This window comes from Gilliamella sp. W8123 (genome assembly GCF_016101085.1).
In the GTDB taxonomy this organism is placed as follows: domain Bacteria; phylum Pseudomonadota; class Gammaproteobacteria; order Enterobacterales; family Orbaceae; genus Gilliamella; species Gilliamella apis.
Map to the genome: position 1 here is coordinate 168371 of NZ_JACFRE010000006.1, position 19095 is coordinate 187465.

The following is a 19095-nucleotide window of genomic DNA, read 5'->3' on the forward strand; positions in this document are numbered from 1 at the left end:
AGGGGAATTATCATGTTTAAAACCAATATACTTACTCGGTTAGAACAAAGTAAATTTTTAGTGATAGCTAGAGTTGAAACATTCAAAAGAGCACAAGAAATCATTGAGGGTATTTTAGCCGGTGGTATTGATTGTGTAGAAATTAGTTACACAAACAATAACGCTGGGCAAATAATTCAGCAACTTAACCAAGAATACGGTGACAAAATTTTAGTTGGCGCAGGGACAGTTCTGGATAGTGAAACCGCTCGATTAGCAATTCTTGCTGGCGCCAAATTTATCATAGCACCTAATTATAGTGAAGCAGTCTGCAAAATTTGCAATCGTTATCAAATACCCTATATGCCTGGTTGTACCACCATGACAGAAATTGTCACAGCTTTAGAGAATGGTGCGGCTATGATCAAAGCTTTTCCTATTTCAAATTATTATGGCAAATCTTTAGTTAATATCATTAAAACACCGATGCCTTATGTGCCTATTATGTCTTCGGGTGGCGTTACGTTAGAAAATGTTGATGATTGGCTCAATACGGATATTGAATGTATTGGTATTGGTTCCTTATTAACTAAAGGATCGGTTGAGGAAATAAGTAAAAATGCAATTAGCCTTGCAAATGCATTAAAGAAATATAAGGAAAAACATCCGTGATATTACTAATAAATTATGTAATTCATTGATATTTTTAGTAAGGAAGAAGGTATGATTGACTTAAATTCAAAGAAAATTATCCTCACTTTGATTGAAAAATCTTGTGATCAGGAGTATTTATTGAATTTATTGAATATAACTAAACGACAATTACATTATTCAATTTTAAAAATTAATGCATACCTCTCTTCAAATGAACAAAGTATGGTTGTTCAAAATGCTCTGTATTACTCTTTGCCTGATAAAAGTAAAGCGTTTCTAATTAAGAATTTAATTAACGGAAAAATTGGCAAAAATTATATTTTTTCAACAGAGGAAAGACAAAAATATATTTTTTTAATGTTGCTCTATCATGTAAATACTTATCTTTCTTCATTACATTTTTTATCAGCATTAAATATTAGTAAAACAACTTTAAACAATGATATCAAACAGCTAGAACTTTTATTAAGTTCCGAAGACATTTTAATCACTTATACTAGAGAAAAAGGTTATTCGTTGGTTGGAGATGAATTATCGATCCGTAATTTTTTTCTCAGAAATTTACTCAAAGATTTATCCAATAATTTAGATGATACATTCCTATATGATCTTTTCTTAAACCAAGAGAAGGTTGACTACCTTGATATCAAAAACGATATCAATGAAATTATGCTAAAAAATGAAATTTTATTAGGTGAAAAGAGGAAAAAAGAATTTATCTATACAGTGATATTCCTATTGCCAAGAATGACTAAAAAACTGGAATATATTCCGGTTATTTCAATGCCAAATAAAATCATAATAAAGTTGAAAGAGTATCATATATCATCAGAATTGCTGAAATTATATAAAATAGATGATAACAGTTATGAAGTGCAATACTTAACTTCTCTATTACTGGGCAATTCGGTAGGGAATCGTGATATCAAGACAGTAGATCAGGAGCTGATTTTAAATATTGTACAAATTATTCTATCGAGATTTGAGCAGCTTTTAGGCATAAAATTTGATAACAATGATGATATTTCGAAAAAACTCTATAGCCATTTTAGACCCGCGTATTACCGAATACTTTTTCGTTTGCCAATCATTAATCCAATTTTAGATAAAGTAAAAGAAGAGTTTAATAAACTATTTTTGATTGTAAAAGAAACCTTAAAAGTTATCTATCCGATCATTAATAATGATATTCCAGATGATGAAATATCTTTTTTAACCATCTATTTTGCGGCAATTCTAGACGAAAATAAAATATCAACCAATCAGCAAATCGTTGCCGTAATTATTTGTCAAAATGGTATTGGCAGTTCTTCAATTGTCTATAATAGATTAAAGTTTCTTTTCCCTGATTTTCTATTTTTAGGGCCAATGGAAACTGCCGAAGCCTTAGAGCTGACTAATTTTTTCGATATAATCTTTAGTACTGTAAATAATTTGGTTTTTTATAACCAAAATAAACCGTTTTTTATCGTATCGCCAATCATGTCCGATGAAGAAGAGTATTTATTGCTGGAACGCGTTTATTCGCAAATTAACTCTTATTTGACCTATCCAAAAATAACTGATTTGCTCGATATTTTTAAAAAATACGGTACAATTTCCAATGAAAATGGTATTAAAAAAGAGCTTTATCAGTATTTTTATAAAACAGATAAAAATACCACCATAGAAAATCAAAGTTTAGGCATTCGCCATTTGATCCAAGAAGATTTGATTCAAATAAATGTCTCTGCTAACGATTGGCAAAGTGCCTTATTTACAGCTGCATTGCCATTATTACAAAAGAACTATATCAACCGAAGTTACATAGAGAAAATTATTGAAAATGTTAATTCAAATAGAACCAGTTTTTTGATAACCAAAAATGTCTCTCTTGCTCATGCTAAACCAGAAGATGGTGTTAACTCTCTGTCGTTAAGTATAACAGTATTGAAAAAACCAATTATTTTTAAGAATGATAAAATTCCTACGCAATATATTTTTACTTTAGCAGCAGTTAATAAGACTAGCCATATTAACGCAATGTCAGAGCTGGTTGCTTTGCTTGAGATGCCCGATTTTTATGAAATATTAAACACTGCAACTCAAGCAAAGGAGATCCTGACATTTATAAAATCTCGATTTCCTTAAGTAATTCAAAAAAAGTATGCTCCTCAAAATTTTTTATAACTATTTAAAGGAGCTTTACTCTACAATAACTAAAAATATGCTTTAAATCATTTTTATACAGTTGGTAATATTGGATCAAAGAACAATCGATATCTGGATTTGAAAGTCTAAAGTTAAGTTATTAAAAGATTCCGTTGCTATTCAAATACTGTATTTTTTCAACCCCTCTCTGTTACGTAATTATCAAAATTCTATTAGAAATTATACAATTAATTTAAAGTATGCTATAAAAGTAATCAAATAAGGACATATCAAGATGATATTGGATAATTAGGATTTATTTATGAGAATATTAGGTTACAGTTTTACGCTTTTAGCAACAGTAATATCATTAACTGGTTGTATTTATGGGGATATAGATAAAAGACAGCGAGACTTTATAACTATTGAGGCGGCCAGATATTGTGAAGCTAATCATTATTCGTATTGTGAAATATATATACAATGTTATAGAGATTTTTTAGATCAAATAAATGCAGGGTCATATTATTCCTTAGACTTAATGCTACCTTTATCAGCAATACAAGACCTTGATAATAAACAAGATTCCAAAAAAGCAATGGACAAGATTTATGCTAATTTAAAAGACAATGAAAAAAAAGATAGAAAAGATTTAAGTTTAGATGATAGTTATCTATTATTTCCGCATAATAGATGTTCATCGATTATTAATGCTAAACCGTATGATATTTCCAATTATCAAGAAGCGATCCAGCAAAAAATAATACGCAATAAACTCAATAATAAATAATTACTCATTCTTAATTACTAAAATATTGTTACCAATTGTAGCGTTGAAAAATACAAATTTAAAAATAAAGATACTAAGATCGTCTTAGAATTTTAACAGTATTAATTTACGAAAAAGTAATAAATATAATTAATATTATAAAATTTATTACCTAATAAACGTTAGAAAAATAAATACTTTTCTCATTTATTGATGGCAGTTTAAACGGAGATTAAAATGAATATATTAAGGTGTAAAATTGTTATTCTAGCACCATTGTTATTACTTAGTGCATGTAGTTCAAATTATGAAAAGTTAGAGGAAAAAGCTGGAATTGAGATTAAGGATAAATTGACTAAATCTTGTCAGGCTAACAATTATTCTTACTGTGAAATCTATGGCAAATGCTATATCAATATTTTCAATCAATTGAATGAAAGCGCGCAATATACACTCAAATTACTATCTAATATCATGCCGGAATCGGAACAAAATACGTTTAATATGCAGAAAAATCCAATGGATATCATCTATTCTAAATTAAAAGATAGTGAAGAAAAGAATGATAAATATTCTATTTTCAATTATAGCGCTATGTTATATCCTCATAATCAATGTTCCTCAATAATTAATGCTAAATCATATGATATTACTCGTCATCAAAATTATATTGATAAAATGTTGTACGAAAAGAAAAGCAAAATAATAATGAAAAATTTTGATATTTATTAGGAATTTTAATATAAAAAAGTATTAATATTATTTGAGTTGAACGCTTTAATTAGAAATCATCAACCAATCTAAAGCAACCAATGCCGGACTCTAGATTAATAATTGTGTTGATTATAATTACAGATCTTAAAAAACTCCACAATAATATCAAAAATTTGTTAGCAATTATACGATTAATTTAGGGTATGCTATAAAAGCAGTTAAATAAGGCCATATCAAGATGATATTGGATAATTAGGATTTATTTATGAGAATATTAGGTTACAGTTTTACTCTTTTAGCAACAGTAATATCATTAACTGGTTGTATTTATGGGGATATAGATAAAAGACAGCGAGACTCTATAACTATTGGGGCGGCCAGATATTGTGAAGCTAATCATTATTCGTATTGTGAAATATATATACAATGTTATAGAGATTTTTTAGATCAAATAAATGCAGGGTCATATTATTCATTAGGCTTAATGCTACCTTTATCAGCAATACAAGATCTTGATAATAAACAAGATTCCCAAAAAACAATGGACAAGATTTATGCTAATTTAAAAGACAATGAAAAAAAAGATAGAAAAGATTTAAGTTTAGATGATAGTTATCTATTATTTCCGCATAATAGATGTTCATCGATTATTAATGCTAAACCGTATGATATTTCCAATTATCAAGAAGCGATCCAGCAAAAAATAATGCGCAATAAACTCAATAATAAATAATTACTCATTCTTAATTACTAAAATATTGTTACCAATCGTAGCGTTGAAAAATACAAATTTAAAAATAAAGATACTAAGATCGTCTTAGAATTTTAACAGTATTAATTTATGAAAAAGTAATAAATATAATTAATATTATAAAATTTATTACCTAATAAACGTTAGAAAAATAAATACTTTTCTCATTTATTGATGGCAATTTAAACGGAGATTAAAATGAATATATTAAGGTGTAAAATTGTTATTCTAGCACCATTGTTATTACTTAGTGCATGTAGTTCAAATTATGAAAAGTTAGAGGAAAAAGCTGGAATTGAGATTAAGGATAAATTGACTAAATCTTGTCAGGCTAGCAATTATTCTTACTGTGAAATCTATAGCAAATGCTATATCAATATTTTCAATCAATTAAATCAGGACGCACAATATACACTTAGCTTACTATTAAATGTAATGTCTGAATCGGAACAAAACAAATTCAATACCCAGAAAAATCCGATGGATATCATCTATTCTAAATTAAAAGATAGTGAAGAAAAGAATGATAAATATTCTATTTTCAATTATAGCGCTATGTTATATCCTCATAATCAATGTTCCTCAATAATTAATGCTAAGTCATATGATATTACTCGTCATCAAAATTATATTGATAAAATGTTATACGAAAAGAAAAGCAAAATAATAATGAAAAATTTTGATATGTAATAGGAATTTTAATATAAAAAAGTATTAATATTATTTGAGTTGAACGCTTTAATTAGAAATCATTAACCAATCTAAAGCAACCAATGCTGGACGTTAGATTAATAATTGTGTTGATTATAATTACAGATCTTAAAAAAACTCCACAAAAATATCAAAAATTTGTTAGCAATTATACGATTAATTTAGGGTATGCTATAAAAATAGTTAAATAAGGACATATCAAGATGATATTGGATAATTAGGATTTATTTATGAGAATATTAGGTTACAGTTTTTCTCTTTTAGCAACAGTAATATTATTATCTGGCTGTATTTATGGTGATATAGATAAGAGAATGCGATATTTTGTAACTACTGAAGCAACGAGATATTGTGAAGCTAATCATTATTCATATTGTGAAATTTATGCACAATGTTATAGAGATTTTTTAGAGCAAATGCCAGCAAGAGCATATTCTTTATCAGCGTTTTGGGGTATGTCTAGAGATTATCTTGATGATAAAGAAGCCCCAAAAGAAATGGATAATATTTACGCTCAAATAAAAGATAATGAAAAAAAAGGTAGAGAAGATTTAAGTTTAGATTATAGTTATCTATTATTTCCGCATAATAGATGTTCATCGATTATTAATGCTAAACAGTATGATATTAGCAATTATCAAGAAGCGATCGATAAATGGATAAAAAGCTATAAACTCTATAATGAATAAAATGTTTTAGGATTTTCTCAATAGAGCCCGGAAAGTAATAGATATAAATTAAATTGTAAAATTTTGCATATTTGTTGGCTAATAAAAATATGCAAAATAACTGCTTGCATCCTTTGAATAAGGTTCGTTTTCTATAATCAATAATTATTCCATATTATTTAACTTAATTTGGATAATATTTTCAGTAAATTCTAATTTATTATTCACATTTATAACTACTTTAATAGCTATAAAATTGAGTATGTTTACCTATTAGTTACAAAGAAGACTGGTAATTAAAGCAAAACTATCATTAATCATCGCATCATAAAGTGTTTTATCATCTTTGTAGACAACACTAATATTAAGTAATCCTTCTAGTATTACCATTAATTGGTTAGTTAAAGTTATATGTTGGGGCGTTTGAGGGAGTTGTTGACTAATGAGTTGACGAATAAATTCCTTATGTTCAATCGCTAGTTGCTTGATAGCCTGATCATGATGAAGCTCTTCGCTTGCTCTTATAAATAAACAGCCATTAAAATTATCTTGCTTAAACCAAGTTAGGTGCCATTTGAATATCTGAATGATTGCATCATTTTGGTCGAGATCTTTAATCGCCGTGCTAAGATCTTGTTGAAAGCGTAAATTCCTTATCTTCAAAACCTCAAAAATTAAGTTATCTTTATTACCAAAATGTTTATATAGCGTTGTTTTAGAGCAACCTGATTCGTCTCGTATCTCATCAACTCCGACATTTGCAAATCCTTTTTGATAAAAGAGTTGTTCAGCTGTATTCGCTATTAATTTAGGTGTTTTCTTCATTTTTGATCCAAAGAGTTTGATATATGAACAGATCTGTACTAATATAAAAGTGTACAGAGTTGTTCATTTTTGGTGTTGTACATATATTTTACTCATTTAATAGGATAAAAGAATAATGAAATCATTTTTTTTCAGCAAGGAAAAGTTACCGACAAAGCCTAAAAATATTGAATTATTGCAAAGCTTGATAGGTGGTTTTGTTTCTATATTGTGTCTTATTGGCTTAAGCCATTTAACTGGTTACACTTATATCATGGCACCATTTGGGGCTAGTTGTGTGATATTGTTTGCCGTATCTCAGTCGCCATTAGCGCAACCAAGAAATGTTATCTTTGGCCATTTGATATCGGCTTTTGTTGGGCTAGTTTTTCTTAAACTATTCGGTAACGATATAATTGTTGCTGCGTCAGCCGTGGGGGTTGCAATTGTTGCAATGCAATATTTTCGAGCGGTGCATCCACCAGCCGGTGCTAATCCATTGGTTATTTTACTAACAGCGGATAAAATAGATTATGATTTTACTTTTCTTTTATTTCCGGTGTTGTCTGGCGCAGTAATATTAGTTGCTATTGCTTATATAATTAATAATCTTTTCAATAAAACTCATTGGCCAATTTATTGGTTGGCATTATTCAGTAGTAAAAAAGAGTCTTAATCTATTGTTAGTGAACAGAAGACTACTCAAATTTAAACAACTTAGTTTGTTGATCTAAGTAGGTAAGTAAATCTGGCATGCGATGTTTGCCTGCCATCGATTTAATGTCTTGTGCTGCTTTGGTTAATGCTGTTCCTAATGACGTGACATATAACGGCTTATTACTTTGGCCGCGTGTCACTTCTATCACATATTGACTATTATCAGCAAAGGACTTTTTAGCAACACCAATAATAGGTATCTTTTTATCAAGGGCTTGATATAGATGACCACCTAAACCAAGCTTACCGTCATTTAAATGAACATAACCGTCAACAATAATCGCATCAATTGTATTGAGATCGACGTGAGACAATAACGCTAATATGCATGGTAATTCACGTTGATAAAATTGGCCTGATTGATATGGGGCAACATTTGATTGGTAATCAGTGATAACGGATTTTATCTCCTTAATACTATCAGTAAATTGCTCAAACAAAATACCGACGGTTTTCGCTTTATCATCTAAATAGTAAACATCTATTGCAAGTATCATTTTTTTAAATTCCTTTTTAGAGTAGAATAGCACTGCTCTCATATATATCTCACTATTAAAAAACAATTTGTCGTTTGTTTCAAATAAATAAAAATTTAGTTCCTGATACATCTTGTTAACTGTTATTGATCCAATTACGCCAAAAACATTGGTCGTTTAAATTAGATCGACACTAGGAGGTTAGTAATGTATTTACTCGAAATGGCACCAAAATTTTTAGTTGCACTTATTATTTTACTTATTTATGTCAAATTATCTGGTAAAAGCCAAATAGCGCCGATGTCGCAATTAGATCAAGTTGGTAGCATGGTTATTGGTGCGTTGGTAGGGGGAACGTTACTCAATGCTAATGTTTCAGCGTGGGAATCAGCTGGCGCCGTAGCGATTTGGGCAGGACTGCTTATTTTAGTTCGATTCATCAAATCTAAAAACTCAAAATTACGCGATGCCATCGACGGTGAGCCAATACAACTAGTTAAAAATGGTCATCTACTCTCTGAAAATTTTATTAAAGCAAATCTACCGGTTAGAGATTTCGAAACGTTGGTTAATATTCAAGGAATTTGTGCTTTTAGTGAATTAAAACAAGTTTGGTACGAATTAAATGGATCACTAACCATTATCAAAAAAGGTGACAAAGATATCGCGGTATTGGTGATTGAAAATGGAGCTATTAGCCAAGACAATCTTGAACAATTACATAAAAGTGAAACTTGGCTTAAGCATGAAATTAAAAAACAAGGATATAAAGATATCAACGAGATCTTTTGTGCTGAATGGTTTGACGATAAATTATTGGTTTACCCTTACGATGACGTTCGTAAGTCAAAATCAGAAAGTAAAAAATAATAATGAAAAATGCAAAATAAAAAGGGGGAGGGCGAAACTTGACGCCCCTCTTATTGGAAACTTATTATCGAAGTTGACTATCTTTACTGCCACGACGATTGTATAACATGGCCGATTTTGCCAATTGCTTGTCAATTTCTTGCTGACACGCTAAACAGTATTGCACGCCCGGTAGAGCAATTTGTCTTGCTTTTGCAATAGCATCACCACATTCAACACAAAACTCGGCACTTGGCTTATCGTGTTTTAGTTGGCGTCTGGCAAGTTCAATAGCATCAATAATTGTGCTTTCAATTTGTTGGTTAACAGCATCATCAGATGCCCAGCCACTAGCCATTATTTCACCTCCTAAACAATTACATTAGATTAATAATATGGTGATTATTTGACCAGTTTCAAGTAATATAACCCCATATCTATCAAGCAAAAGTAAGTGTTGTGTTTTAAAATAAAGATCATTTCTATTAAAATCATTTAATTGGAGGTTTTTATGCAACAATATGAACAAGCAACATTTGCCGGTGGTTGTTTTTGGTGTATGGTAAAACCTTTCGACAAATATGAAGGAGTGATTAGTGTGATTTCTGGGTATACCGGAGGCCACACGGTAAATCCCACTTATCAACAAGTTTGCCACGGCAATACTGGTCATACTGAAGCGGTACAGATAACGTTTGACCCAACTATGATCAGCTATAAAAAATTACTCGACATTTTTTGGCAACAAATAGATCCAACTGATTCACAAGGACAGTTTGCTGATCGGGGAGATTCTTATCGACCTGTAATTTTTTATCATAATAAATTTCAACAGCAGCAAGCAATCGCATCTAAACAAGCATTAGAAGAAAGTAAACGATTTAATCATCCAATTAATGTTGCTATAGAGCCGGCAACAACGTTTTATCCAGCTGAAGATTACCACCAAGATTACTATAAAAAACAACCCGAACATTACAATCGTTATTATCGCTTATCTGGACGAGCCAATTTTATTGCTGACAATTGGCAAGATAAGCCAGCAACAAAAAGTGAGTAAGCAATGCAAAGTTATCCACAGTATAGCAGTAAACAAAAATGGATCCATTGGTCATCAGCTTTGTTGATCGTGATTGTCACTTTACTGCTTTTAGCTAAAGTGACAATGTCGAATATTTTAGGCGGTATGCCAATTGTTTATTTATTGCATAAATCTTTGGGCGTTGTTGTTTGGCTATTAATGATATGGCGAATAGTAGTAATTCGAGACCAAGGTGTACCAGATGTTTTACCTAAAGAGCAAAAACTGCAACGGATATTGTCAAAATCTACTCAAGGATTTATCTATCTGTTACTATTTATTGTGCCTTTATCGGGGTATTTAATGAGTGGGAGAGATCTTAATGTTTTTGGGTTAATATCGATTCCTGCTATTGATATGTCAAATAACCTACATCAAATGTTTCATTCAATGCATCTAATCACTGCTTACGCTTTAGCAATATTGGTTATTATTCATATATTAGGTGCGTTGTATCATTATTTTTGGCTTAAAGATAAAGTACTACAATCAATGTTGGGCAGTAACGATTAACATAAATTTAAAATTGCTAATATTAATAGCATCATCTATAACGTAACGTGAGGCAGATAAATCATGAATAACTCACTGAAAGATAAGGCTATAGCAGCATTAACACCTATGCAATATCATGTTACTCAACAAAATGGCACTGAGCCCCCATTTGACAACCAATACAATGCCAACCATCGAGAAGGTATCTATGTTGATATTGTCTCAGGGGAACCTCTATTCACGTCATTAGATAAGTTTGATTCTGGCTGTGGTTGGCCCAGTTTTTCTAAACCGATTAATCAGCAACAAATTATAGAAAAAGAAGATAACAGTCACGGCATGAACCGGATAGAAGTGCGTTCATCAGACGCTGACTCCCATCTTGGTCATGTATTCACTGATGGCCCTGCAGCGTTAGGTGGATTACGTTATTGTATTAATTCTGCTGCATTGAAATTTATCCCAAAAGAAGAACTTGAAACGCAGGGTTATGGTGAATATTTAAGGTTGTTTAACTAAATTAATTTAATGAATCTCTACTTAAAATTAACAAATATATGAGTAGATTTTTCTATATTTGTTGAGAACGTTTTATTTGATTGATATGAAAGATAATATTGGCATATCTCAGATCATCGTATATGCCAATACCATTTTTAATCAGCAATGATAATTTTCATAAATAAGCTAATTCTTGCGCTTAAATAAAATATAGCTAATTAATAAAAATACTAAGCTGGTTAGCATTGAACCTACAATAGGATAGATCCCCATTACAATACTGACTTGAGCAAAAAGATTATCGGCAATATAGAAAATAAATCCAAAACTAATACCAATAATCACTCTAACCCCCATTGAAACACTACGTAATGGGCCAAAAATGAAAGATAAAGCCAAAAGTAACATCACTGCTACTGACACAGGTTTAATCAGTTTTTTCCAAAATAATAGGTCATAATATTTGGTATCTTGCCCAGAATCTTTCAAATACTGCGAATATTGGTATAAACCAGATGCAGATAAAGAGTCTGGATCAAAGGCGACAATACTTAATTTATCGGGAGTAATATTGGTTTTCCATTGCATTGTCAACGAATTGATACTCGTTATTTGTTCGGGATTGGTTAAGTCATTTTTTTCAATTTCTGACAGAGTCCAAACATTATTTTCAAAGACACCTCTGTTAGCATGGGTGATCGAAAGCAGTTTATTTTTATCCACGCTATAAATATCAATATTAGATATTGAACTGTCATTATCAACATGACCAATATAGACATAGTCATTACCATCTTTAGCCCATAAACTACCTTGCCGAGCTAATAATGAATTACCATAAAGTCTTTCTGAACGCATATTGCGAGCCGTTTGCTCACTAATTGGTGCAACCCATTCGCCAATGGCCATAGTTAAAATAACTAAAGGTAAGGCAGTTTTCATGACGGCTAAAGCAATTTTAAAGCGACTAAAGCCCGATGTCTCCATGACAATTAGCTCACTGCGTGAGGCTAATATGCCTAAACCGATTAAACCTCCTAATAGAGCCGCCATAGGAAAAAATACTTCTAAATCTTTTGGCACCATAAGTAGAGAATAGAAACCAACGGAAAATGCATCATAATCTTCTTTTATTTTTCTGAGCTGATCTATAAAACGAATAATACCGGAAAGACTAATTAACAAAAATAAGCAAATTCCAATAGTATTTAAAATAGTTTTACCAATATAACGGTCTAAAATCGAAAACATCGTTTTCCCCTTATAATGCACTATATTTTAAACGAAGTTTACGCATAAATAAGTTATCCCAACAATTTAAGATTAAAGCTAGAATAAAATAACCCATATTAATGAGATAAAACCATAAAGCAGGATCTAGTCGGCCTTTCCCGGCATTAGCTCTAATCGAACTAGAAAGTAAAAAATAGACTAGATAAAGTAATAGTGCCGGTAAAATCTGTGCCAGTCTACCTTGCCTAGGATTTGAAACACTTAATGGGATGACTAAAAAAGCCATTAAAGGAACCGAAATAATTAGCGTCAAGCGCCAATAAAATTCTGCTCGGGTTTTCGCACTAGGATTCTGCAGTAATTCAAATAACCCTAATTGTTGCACATCAGCTTTATCATCATCAACATTTGTATCTAATTCTTTAGGTTTTATGATCCCCAAATAGTTATGAAAATTTGATATACGAAAATCTTTTAGCTGGGCAGTACCTTCATAACGATTAGCATCTTCAAGGGTAATAATTTGATTACCATCGGCATCTTCTGCTGTTTTTCCTTTATTGGCAATAATGATAGAAGGGCGCTGATTATTTCTAGGATTGATCTGGGCAATAAATACATTGTCTAACTTGTTGTTATCGACATTGCCAATATAAATGACTGAATTGCCATCCGGTGTTTGTTGAAATTGTCCTGCAAGTAGGCCGGCTAAACTTGGATTAATTTTTGCGTTCTCAACTAATTGATCTTGTTTTACGCTAGACCAAGGACCAAACCAAAGACTATTAAGTGCAGTCAACGTACATGTCATTACACAAAGTAAAAATACGACTTGATAGTTAAGTCTCTTTTTTACACCACAAGCATGCATCGCGACCATCTCGCTATCAGAATAAAGCCGGCCAAAGGTAACAAGCACACCTAAAAAAAGACTTAATGGCAAGATAAGATCAGCCATATTTGATACACCTAACACTAATAATGGCATAATCAAATCTCGAGGAATGCTACCATCGATTGCGCTGGATAAAATTTTTATTAATTTTTGAGAAAAGAAAATCAGCAATAATATAAACAATATTGCTCCTTGAGTTTTCATTGTCTCTTTAATTAAATATCGGCGAATTATCACGTTTTTACCTATCTATCCGTCTTATCAAATCCCACTATTATAATCCGATTTGCACTATTTCGTTATCTTTTTGTTGCTATCGTTTAATGAACCGATAAAATGTTACTATTCACATTCAATATCTTACAAGAGAACCCTATGCAATACGCAATCAAAAACAGTACATCTATCATTAAACAAAAAGAAGAATGTTTAGTTATTACTGTCCAATCAGACAAAACACAATCTAATTTAATCAAAGAGATAGATAACGTAAATAATGGTTTGATTAGCCAATTGATAAAATCAGGTGATATTAGTGGTGAGTTAGGTAAAACTACATTTTTATATTCATCGGCCAATGCTACCAAACAAAAAATATTAGTTGTAGGATGTGGTGAAGCGAAAAGTTTTGATTTAAATGCCGCCAAAAAAGTGATTCAAGCTACAATTAAAGAGCTAACCACCAAAAAAGTTAAAAATATTTGTTGGGATATTCTAACTCTCAATCCAGCTATATGTAGTGAAATCGCTAAGCAATTGCCACAAATTACCAGCGAATTAACCTACAGTTTTGACCAATTCAAATCAACAAAATCAAAACAACCGAGCCTACAAAAATTGACACTACTTTATGGCGACAAAAAGACAATCAACCAAGTTGAAGGCCAATTATCGCAAGGGCAAATTATTGCCAAAGCTATTAGTAGCACAAAAAATATAGCTAACATGCCATCGAATGTCTGTAATGCTAAATACTTAGCTGAACAGGGTAAAAGTTTAGGTCAACAACATACTAATTTAAAAGTCACCTGTTTTGGCGAAAAAGAATTAGCAAAACTCAACATGAATGCTTATTTAGCTGTAGGGCGAGGATCTGCTAATGAATCAATTATGACGGTGATTGAATACCATGGCACTAAAGACAAAAAAGCCCAGCCTTATGTATTAGTCGGTAAAGGGTTAACCTTCGATTCAGGCGGTATATCTATTAAACCTTCTGCTGGTATGGACGAAATGAAGTATGATATGTGTGGTGCAGCAACCGTATTTGGCGTAATGCAAGCAGTAGCCGAGCTCAAATTGCCAATCAATGTCGTCGGTGTAATGGCTGGTTGTGAAAATATGCCCGATGGTAATGCTTATCGCCCAGGTGATATTTTAACGACCATGTCAGGTATTACTGTAGAAGTAATTAACACTGATGCTGAAGGCCGCTTAGTATTATGTGATACCTTAACCTATGTTGAGCGCTTCAAACCAAAAGCTGTCATTGATATTGCGACATTAACCGGTGCTTGTATTGTGGCTCTTGGTCATCATTACACAGGGGTAATGGGTAACAATCCACAATTGGTGGAACAACTTGTTAACTCATCAAATAAAGCCGGTGATAAAGCATGGTCTTTACCAATAGATAGTGACTTCCAAGAACAAATCAAATCGACTTGCGCTGATATTGTTAATGCTGGTGGTCGAGATGGCGGTACAATTACTGCTGCTTGTTTCTTATCTCGCTTTACTGAAAAATATCAATGGGCCCATCTTGATATTGCCGGTACAGCTTGGAAATCAGGAGCCAACAAAGGTGCGACAGGCCGACCGGTTGCCATGTTAATTCAATACTTACTTGATCAAAAATAAGTAGATAAACATCATGAAAAAAGTGATTTTCTATTTACTAGAAAACCCAACCCCAGCTAATGATGCTGGGGTATTATTTCAAGAAAAATTAGCCTGCGAAAAAATTGTTGAAGCATGGCACAGCAAACAGCGTGTGCTGGTTGCTTGCCAAGATCAAGCGCAAGCTGAGCGAATTGATGAATATTTATGGCAACTTGATACCGATGATTTTGTTCCACATAACCTTGCTGGTGAAGGGTTAAAAGGTGGATCGCCAGTTGAAATCTGCTGGCCACAAAAGCGTAGTAGTGGTGCACGACATTTATTAATAAACCTACAACAACAATTTCCCGAATTTGCCGGTGTTTATCGTGATATTATCGATTTTGTTCCTGTCGACGACCAACAAAAATCGTTAGCAAGGGAAAGATATAAAGCTTATAAAGAAGCAGGTTTTAATCTCAAAACTATTCCAATTACATGTCGATGACCCAAGTGCCAAAAATTGACTTTAACCAACTAGTTTATAGAAATATGATACAGCTAGTTTTTAAAGTAAATTCAGGATAAATACTGCGATTATTTTCAAAAAAAATTTTGAGGAACGGGGTTTTTGAAGCCAAAATCCCGCCCAAGTTTCCCCGAAATCGGTTTTAAAACTAAAATTAGCTTGCTATAAATATAAGAGTTTATTTTGGCAAATAAGTTTGGTGTATTTAATTTAGCGACATTAGCAATGTGCTGACAACTGAGTGAGGTTAGCATGGCAAACAGGGATGTTTGCCAAGGCTGTGTTTTGTCAGGAACAAATCACAGCCGGTGCGTTAAGAGCGAACGAAGGCGGAAGGCAGTCACATCGTGACCACTTGCGTGGTCGCCGCGGGAGATTGTAAAGCGGGTTCGCGCCAACCCTCTTAACTCGGACGTAATCACCGTATAGAACTAGTCACCAAACAACAAACGTCCGAAACTCAAACAATCCAAAAAATAAAGAACCAAAAAAAATTGAGGAACGGGGTTTTTAAGCTCTAAAAATCCCCCTAAAGTTTCTTCGAAATTGGTTTTAAGCGAGTAATTAAGACATAATATTACATTCACCTTTACAAAAGTTAACAATTAAACCGTCAAAAAAAGTTGCATGGTTTTTTGCAATCACTATACTTTTATAGCATATTTATACGAATGGATAAATTTTATGCCATTAGGCTTAAAATTTTAAATAAATCATAAAATTGGATTGACAAGGATATCTGATATGGATTATAATTTTCAACACGCAACACGCAACCTGCCCAACCTATAATTTCACCTCTCTAAAGTTAAGCTCACATCGTTTATTATTTCACTGCAGTTTATTATTTCGACAATTTCCCAAATTTCCGAAATTTCAGCAAAATTTTTCAAAATTTCTTGGTTTAGTCTGTTTATCCCGACCGATGGTTTTGGTATTAACCGTGGTTGTTTTACAGTCTATCTCTTTTTCTAATTATGCATTAACCACTAAAACGACCAATATTATTTATGGCTCCGCCCCATATTTAACCTTTGATGGAGGTCGAACTCGGGTAACAAATACCGAAACGCTACTCGGGATATCCCTTTCTGATGGTAGCGCATTTACTCCCACAAACAATAGTTCAATAGACAATCCTATTGAGTTACCTGTTGCTGGTCAGAGTTTTAATGATATTGGTATGTTAGTACCAACGGATACTAATTCAATTGCATTAAGTTCACTTATTGGCACACCGTATAATTATTGGGGGGATGATGATGGCGATGGCGATGGTCAGGGCGTTAATGGTATTACAGCTACCGGTCGTTTAAATTTATCGATTGTTGATAAATTTAATCAACCTGTTGCCCGTAATGAAGTACTGACTATTTGTTCCGATAAAGCTCCTTATAAACTAACCTTATCTAATACTAACGGTAGATTAAAAACACGTTATGGTGTGCCTAATGAAAGTTATTTTACGGCAGGTAATGTCACTTATTATATTAAACCTAAGGGAACGGCAGCGATTTGTTTTGCAAGACCTAATTTAAAATATGGCGGTAACAGGGGCATTGACGAAGTAGAAGATGAACGTAATTTTGCTGGTCATGCTAACATATGGAACCGTGATAAGGGTTTTCTAACAAAATCATTTACGCCATCGTCTTATGGTTCAAACTTCCCGACTACTGGTGCTAATAAATTGTATTTTGATTTAGATATTGTTGGTAATAATCAGGCCTTATCTTGGGCTCCGGTTTCTCATGGTGGTATTACGGCGATGATGACCAATTCAACAAGTACCCGCGTTCGAGTCACCCTAACAGGTCCTGTTGCTACACAATTGCAATGGCAATCAGAAAATCCAGGTAGAATCGACAAACCATCTTTACCGCAGGTATTTGAGTTAGTCGGTCGTGATAGTCATGGTAATGCGGTGGTCAAATATGGATTTAAGTTACAGAAGTGGTTTGTTAATCGTGGTAAAGGTAGGTACGATTATTCTAGTATATCATCTTGGTGTAATAATATTGGATATCGTCTCCCAGAGGTCAAGGATTTAACTAATGCGACTTGTCGAACAGGTTCATGGGAAACAGGTGCATGGGGTTGTCAAGGTAAAGCTGAATTAGTAGGGGCAAAGCCTTCATCACCTGTTAATAGTTACATGCGTCACATTGGTGCAGGATTTTTCTCGGAATGGGGGAATATGAACGATTACACTGGTGCCAACTTCAACTTTGATTACTATATGAATTACTATTTGACGAGTGATAAGACGAATGATAGTAAATATCCCTTTTTTGGTATTAGCTGGGACATGGGTAGTGCGAATTACGATATTTTGACGATGCTCGTCGGAGTCTGTACCTATCCTTAGCTATTATTTCTTAGTTCTTAGGTATTGAAGCTAAGGATAAGAAAAATAGTGTTAGGGCGATAAAAAGCGATTTTGGGCGCGACATTCGCAACGTGCTGATAACTGAGTGAGGTTAGCATGGCAAACAGGGATGTTTGCCAAGGCAGTGTTTTGTCAGGAACAAATCACAGCCGGTGAGTTAAGACCGAACGAAGGCGGAATGCAGTCACGCAGTGACCACTTGCGTAGTCGCCGCGGGAGATTGTAAAGAGGGTTGGCGCCAACCCTCTTAACTCGGACGTAATCGCCGTATAAAAACAACCACAAAACAACAAAACGTCCGAAACTCAAACAAGCAAAAAATTTTTGAGGAGAGGGGTTTTTAAAGCCAAAATCCATCCAATAAATCGCTAACGTTAGTTATAACATCAGCTATTACTAATAATAAACGTTTATTTTTAGAAATTAGTTTAGTGCTTCCTATTTAGCGGCATTCGCAATGTGCTGACAACTGAGAGAGGTTAGCATGGCAAACAGGGATGTTTGGCAAGGTTGTGTTTTGTCAGGAACAAATCACAGCCGGTGGGTTAAGACCGAACGAAGGCGGAAGGCAGTCACATCGTGACCACTTGCGTAGTCGCCGCGGGAGATGGTAAAGAGGGTTCGCGCCAACCCTCTTAACTCGGACGTAATCACCGTATAGAAACAACCGCAAAACAACAAACGTCCGAAACTCAAACAAGCAAAAAATTTTTGAGGAGAGGGGTTTTTAAAGCCTAAAAATCCCCCTAAAGTTTCTCCGAAATTAGTTTTAAGGGCGTAATTAAGAGGTAATATTACATTCACCTTTACAAAAGTTAACAATAAAACCATCAAAAAAAGTTGCATGGTTTTTTCCAATCACTATACTTTTATAGCATATTTATAAGAATGGATAAATTTTATGCCATTAGGCTTAAAATTTTAAATAA

21 protein-coding genes are annotated in these 19095 nt (G+C 32.9%); 15 read left to right on the forward strand and 6 right to left on the reverse strand.

Annotation, left to right across the window (positions count from 1 at the left end; genetic code table 11):
* Positions 1-12 precede the first annotated feature (12 nt).
* From H3T56_RS09105 to H3T56_RS09135, 7 genes are all read left to right on the forward strand, one after another.
* On the forward strand, positions 13-651 hold the full coding sequence (locus H3T56_RS09105) for a ketohydroxyglutarate aldolase (RefSeq protein WP_065651934.1): 639 nt from the start codon (positions 13-15) through the stop codon (positions 649-651).
* Positions 652-702: 51 nt separating this feature from the next.
* The gene (locus H3T56_RS09110) at positions 703-2763 is read left to right on the forward strand and encodes a BglG family transcription antiterminator (protein ID WP_065651935.1); all 2061 of its coding nucleotides are present in this window, start codon (positions 703-705) and stop codon (positions 2761-2763) included.
* Positions 2764-3085: 322 nt separating this feature from the next.
* On the forward strand, positions 3086-3553 hold the full coding sequence (locus tag H3T56_RS09115) for a hypothetical protein (RefSeq protein WP_198192728.1): 468 nt from the start codon (positions 3086-3088) through the stop codon (positions 3551-3553).
* A gap of 216 nt (positions 3554-3769) precedes the next feature.
* Positions 3770-4264: a hypothetical protein gene (locus tag H3T56_RS09120; RefSeq protein WP_198192732.1), complete on the forward strand. Its 495-nt coding sequence runs from the start codon at positions 3770-3772 to the stop codon at positions 4262-4264.
* A gap of 247 nt (positions 4265-4511) precedes the next feature.
* On the forward strand, positions 4512-4979 hold the full coding sequence (locus tag H3T56_RS09125; RefSeq protein WP_198192733.1) for a hypothetical protein: 468 nt from the start codon (positions 4512-4514) through the stop codon (positions 4977-4979).
* 216 nt (positions 4980-5195) lie between these two features.
* Positions 5196-5687 (forward strand): hypothetical protein, encoded by a 492-nt coding sequence (locus tag H3T56_RS09130; protein ID WP_198192735.1) that lies wholly within the window; start codon positions 5196-5198, stop codon positions 5685-5687.
* Positions 5688-5938: 251 nt separating this feature from the next.
* Positions 5939-6397, forward strand: coding sequence for a hypothetical protein (locus H3T56_RS09135; RefSeq protein ID WP_086319985.1), 459 nt, complete (start codon positions 5939-5941; stop codon positions 6395-6397).
* Positions 6398-6649: 252 nt separating this feature from the next.
* Here the strand turns inward: H3T56_RS09135 and H3T56_RS09140 are convergent, their stop codons facing one another.
* Positions 6650-7201, reverse strand: a complete 552-nt coding sequence (locus H3T56_RS09140; protein ID WP_198192736.1) for a TetR/AcrR family transcriptional regulator — start codon at positions 7199-7201, stop codon at positions 6650-6652.
* A gap of 115 nt (positions 7202-7316) precedes the next feature.
* Between H3T56_RS09140 and H3T56_RS09145 the strand changes: the two genes are divergently transcribed.
* Positions 7317-7856, forward strand: a complete 540-nt coding sequence (locus H3T56_RS09145; RefSeq protein ID WP_086362122.1) for an HPP family protein — start codon at positions 7317-7319, stop codon at positions 7854-7856.
* 22 nt (positions 7857-7878) lie between these two features.
* On the opposite strand, the gene H3T56_RS09150 is transcribed toward H3T56_RS09145, so the two are convergent.
* Positions 7879-8436, reverse strand: a complete 558-nt coding sequence (locus tag H3T56_RS09150; protein ID WP_341464071.1) for an endonuclease V — start codon at positions 8434-8436, stop codon at positions 7879-7881.
* Between the two features lie 144 nt (positions 8437-8580).
* Between H3T56_RS09150 and H3T56_RS09155 the strand changes: the two genes are divergently transcribed.
* Complete coding sequence (locus H3T56_RS09155) at positions 8581-9243, forward strand: DUF421 domain-containing protein (RefSeq protein ID WP_086360447.1); 663 nt, start codon at positions 8581-8583, stop codon at positions 9241-9243.
* 64 nt (positions 9244-9307) lie between these two features.
* Here H3T56_RS09155 and H3T56_RS09160 read toward each other — a convergent pair whose 3' ends face one another.
* A complete protein-coding gene (locus tag H3T56_RS09160) occupies positions 9308-9580 on the reverse strand; it encodes a DksA/TraR family C4-type zinc finger protein (RefSeq protein ID WP_198192743.1) in 273 nt (90 codons plus the stop codon).
* A gap of 153 nt (positions 9581-9733) precedes the next feature.
* On the opposite strand from H3T56_RS09160, the gene msrA reads away from it, so the two are divergent.
* The 3 genes from msrA to msrB all read left to right on the forward strand — a co-directional run bounded on the left by msrA (position 9734) and on the right by msrB (position 11317).
* The gene (gene msrA / locus H3T56_RS09165; protein WP_198192744.1) at positions 9734-10282 is read left to right on the forward strand and encodes a peptide-methionine (S)-S-oxide reductase MsrA; all 549 of its coding nucleotides are present in this window, start codon (positions 9734-9736) and stop codon (positions 10280-10282) included.
* 3 nt (positions 10283-10285) lie between these two features.
* Positions 10286-10816 carry a cytochrome b gene (locus tag H3T56_RS09170; RefSeq protein WP_198192745.1) on the forward strand — a complete coding sequence of 177 codons (531 nt, stop codon included), beginning with the start codon at positions 10286-10288 and terminating at the stop codon, positions 10814-10816.
* A gap of 63 nt (positions 10817-10879) precedes the next feature.
* Positions 10880-11317 (forward strand): peptide-methionine (R)-S-oxide reductase MsrB, encoded by a 438-nt coding sequence (gene msrB / locus H3T56_RS09175; protein WP_198192749.1) that lies wholly within the window; start codon positions 10880-10882, stop codon positions 11315-11317.
* Positions 11318-11485: 168 nt separating this feature from the next.
* Here the strand turns inward: msrB and lptG are convergent, their stop codons facing one another.
* Complete coding sequence (lptG, locus tag H3T56_RS09180) at positions 11486-12550, reverse strand: LPS export ABC transporter permease LptG (protein ID WP_086357330.1); 1065 nt, start codon at positions 12548-12550, stop codon at positions 11486-11488.
* A 10-nt stretch (positions 12551-12560) separates the two neighbouring features.
* The gene (gene lptF, locus H3T56_RS09185; protein ID WP_034903211.1) at positions 12561-13664 is read right to left on the reverse strand and encodes an LPS export ABC transporter permease LptF; all 1104 of its coding nucleotides are present in this window, start codon (positions 13662-13664) and stop codon (positions 12561-12563) included.
* A 138-nt stretch (positions 13665-13802) separates the two neighbouring features.
* Here lptF and H3T56_RS09190 point away from each other — a divergent pair, with 138 nt between their 5' ends.
* The 3 genes from H3T56_RS09190 (at position 13803) to H3T56_RS09200 (ending at position 18145) form a co-directional block, all read left to right on the forward strand.
* Positions 13803-15287, forward strand: a complete 1485-nt coding sequence (locus tag H3T56_RS09190; protein ID WP_198192779.1) for a leucyl aminopeptidase — start codon at positions 13803-13805, stop codon at positions 15285-15287.
* Between the two features lie 13 nt (positions 15288-15300).
* Complete coding sequence (locus H3T56_RS09195) at positions 15301-15756, forward strand: DNA polymerase III subunit chi (RefSeq protein WP_065578075.1); 456 nt, start codon at positions 15301-15303, stop codon at positions 15754-15756.
* Positions 15757-16720: 964 nt separating this feature from the next.
* The gene (locus H3T56_RS09200) at positions 16721-18145 is read left to right on the forward strand and encodes a hypothetical protein (RefSeq protein ID WP_198192750.1); all 1425 of its coding nucleotides are present in this window, start codon (positions 16721-16723) and stop codon (positions 18143-18145) included.
* Between the two features lie 552 nt (positions 18146-18697).
* Here H3T56_RS09200 and H3T56_RS09205 read toward each other — a convergent pair.
* Positions 18698-19024, reverse strand: a complete 327-nt coding sequence (locus tag H3T56_RS09205) for a hypothetical protein (protein ID WP_198192751.1) — start codon at positions 19022-19024, stop codon at positions 18698-18700.
* Between the last annotated feature and the right edge of the window lie 71 nt (positions 19025-19095).

Bases quoted from the DNA above. Each gene is read 5' to 3' on its own strand.
- H3T56_RS09160 (WP_198192743.1), bottom strand. From the start codon at position 9,580: ATGGCTAGTGGCTGGGCATCTGATGATGCTGTTAACCAACAAATTGAA.
- H3T56_RS09155 (WP_086360447.1), top strand. From the start codon at position 8,581: ATGTATTTACTCGAAATGGCACCAAAATTTTTAGTTGCACTTATTATT.
- H3T56_RS09130 (WP_198192735.1), top strand. From the start codon at position 5,196: ATGAATATATTAAGGTGTAAAATTGTTATTCTAGCACCATTGTTATTA.
- msrA (WP_198192744.1), top strand. From the start codon at position 9,734: ATGCAACAATATGAACAAGCAACATTTGCCGGTGGTTGTTTTTGGTGT.
- H3T56_RS09135 (WP_086319985.1), top strand. From the start codon at position 5,939: ATGAGAATATTAGGTTACAGTTTTTCTCTTTTAGCAACAGTAATATTA.
- H3T56_RS09150 (WP_341464071.1), bottom strand. From the start codon at position 8,436: ATGAGAGCAGTGCTATTCTACTCTAAAAAGGAATTTAAAAAAATGATA.
- H3T56_RS09110 (WP_065651935.1), top strand. From the start codon at position 703: ATGATTGACTTAAATTCAAAGAAAATTATCCTCACTTTGATTGAAAAA.
- H3T56_RS09115 (WP_198192728.1), top strand. From the start codon at position 3,086: ATGAGAATATTAGGTTACAGTTTTACGCTTTTAGCAACAGTAATATCA.
- H3T56_RS09120 (WP_198192732.1), top strand. From the start codon at position 3,770: ATGAATATATTAAGGTGTAAAATTGTTATTCTAGCACCATTGTTATTA.
- H3T56_RS09125 (WP_198192733.1), top strand. From the start codon at position 4,512: ATGAGAATATTAGGTTACAGTTTTACTCTTTTAGCAACAGTAATATCA.
- H3T56_RS09170 (WP_198192745.1), top strand. From the start codon at position 10,286: ATGCAAAGTTATCCACAGTATAGCAGTAAACAAAAATGGATCCATTGG.
- lptG (WP_086357330.1), bottom strand. From the start codon at position 12,550: ATGTTTTCGATTTTAGACCGTTATATTGGTAAAACTATTTTAAATACT.
- H3T56_RS09140 (WP_198192736.1), bottom strand. From the start codon at position 7,201: ATGAAGAAAACACCTAAATTAATAGCGAATACAGCTGAACAACTCTTT.
- H3T56_RS09105 (WP_065651934.1), top strand. From the start codon at position 13: ATGTTTAAAACCAATATACTTACTCGGTTAGAACAAAGTAAATTTTTA.
- H3T56_RS09195 (WP_065578075.1), top strand. From the start codon at position 15,301: ATGAAAAAAGTGATTTTCTATTTACTAGAAAACCCAACCCCAGCTAAT.
- H3T56_RS09190 (WP_198192779.1), top strand. From the start codon at position 13,803: ATGCAATACGCAATCAAAAACAGTACATCTATCATTAAACAAAAAGAA.
- H3T56_RS09145 (WP_086362122.1), top strand. From the start codon at position 7,317: ATGAAATCATTTTTTTTCAGCAAGGAAAAGTTACCGACAAAGCCTAAA.
- msrB (WP_198192749.1), top strand. From the start codon at position 10,880: ATGAATAACTCACTGAAAGATAAGGCTATAGCAGCATTAACACCTATG.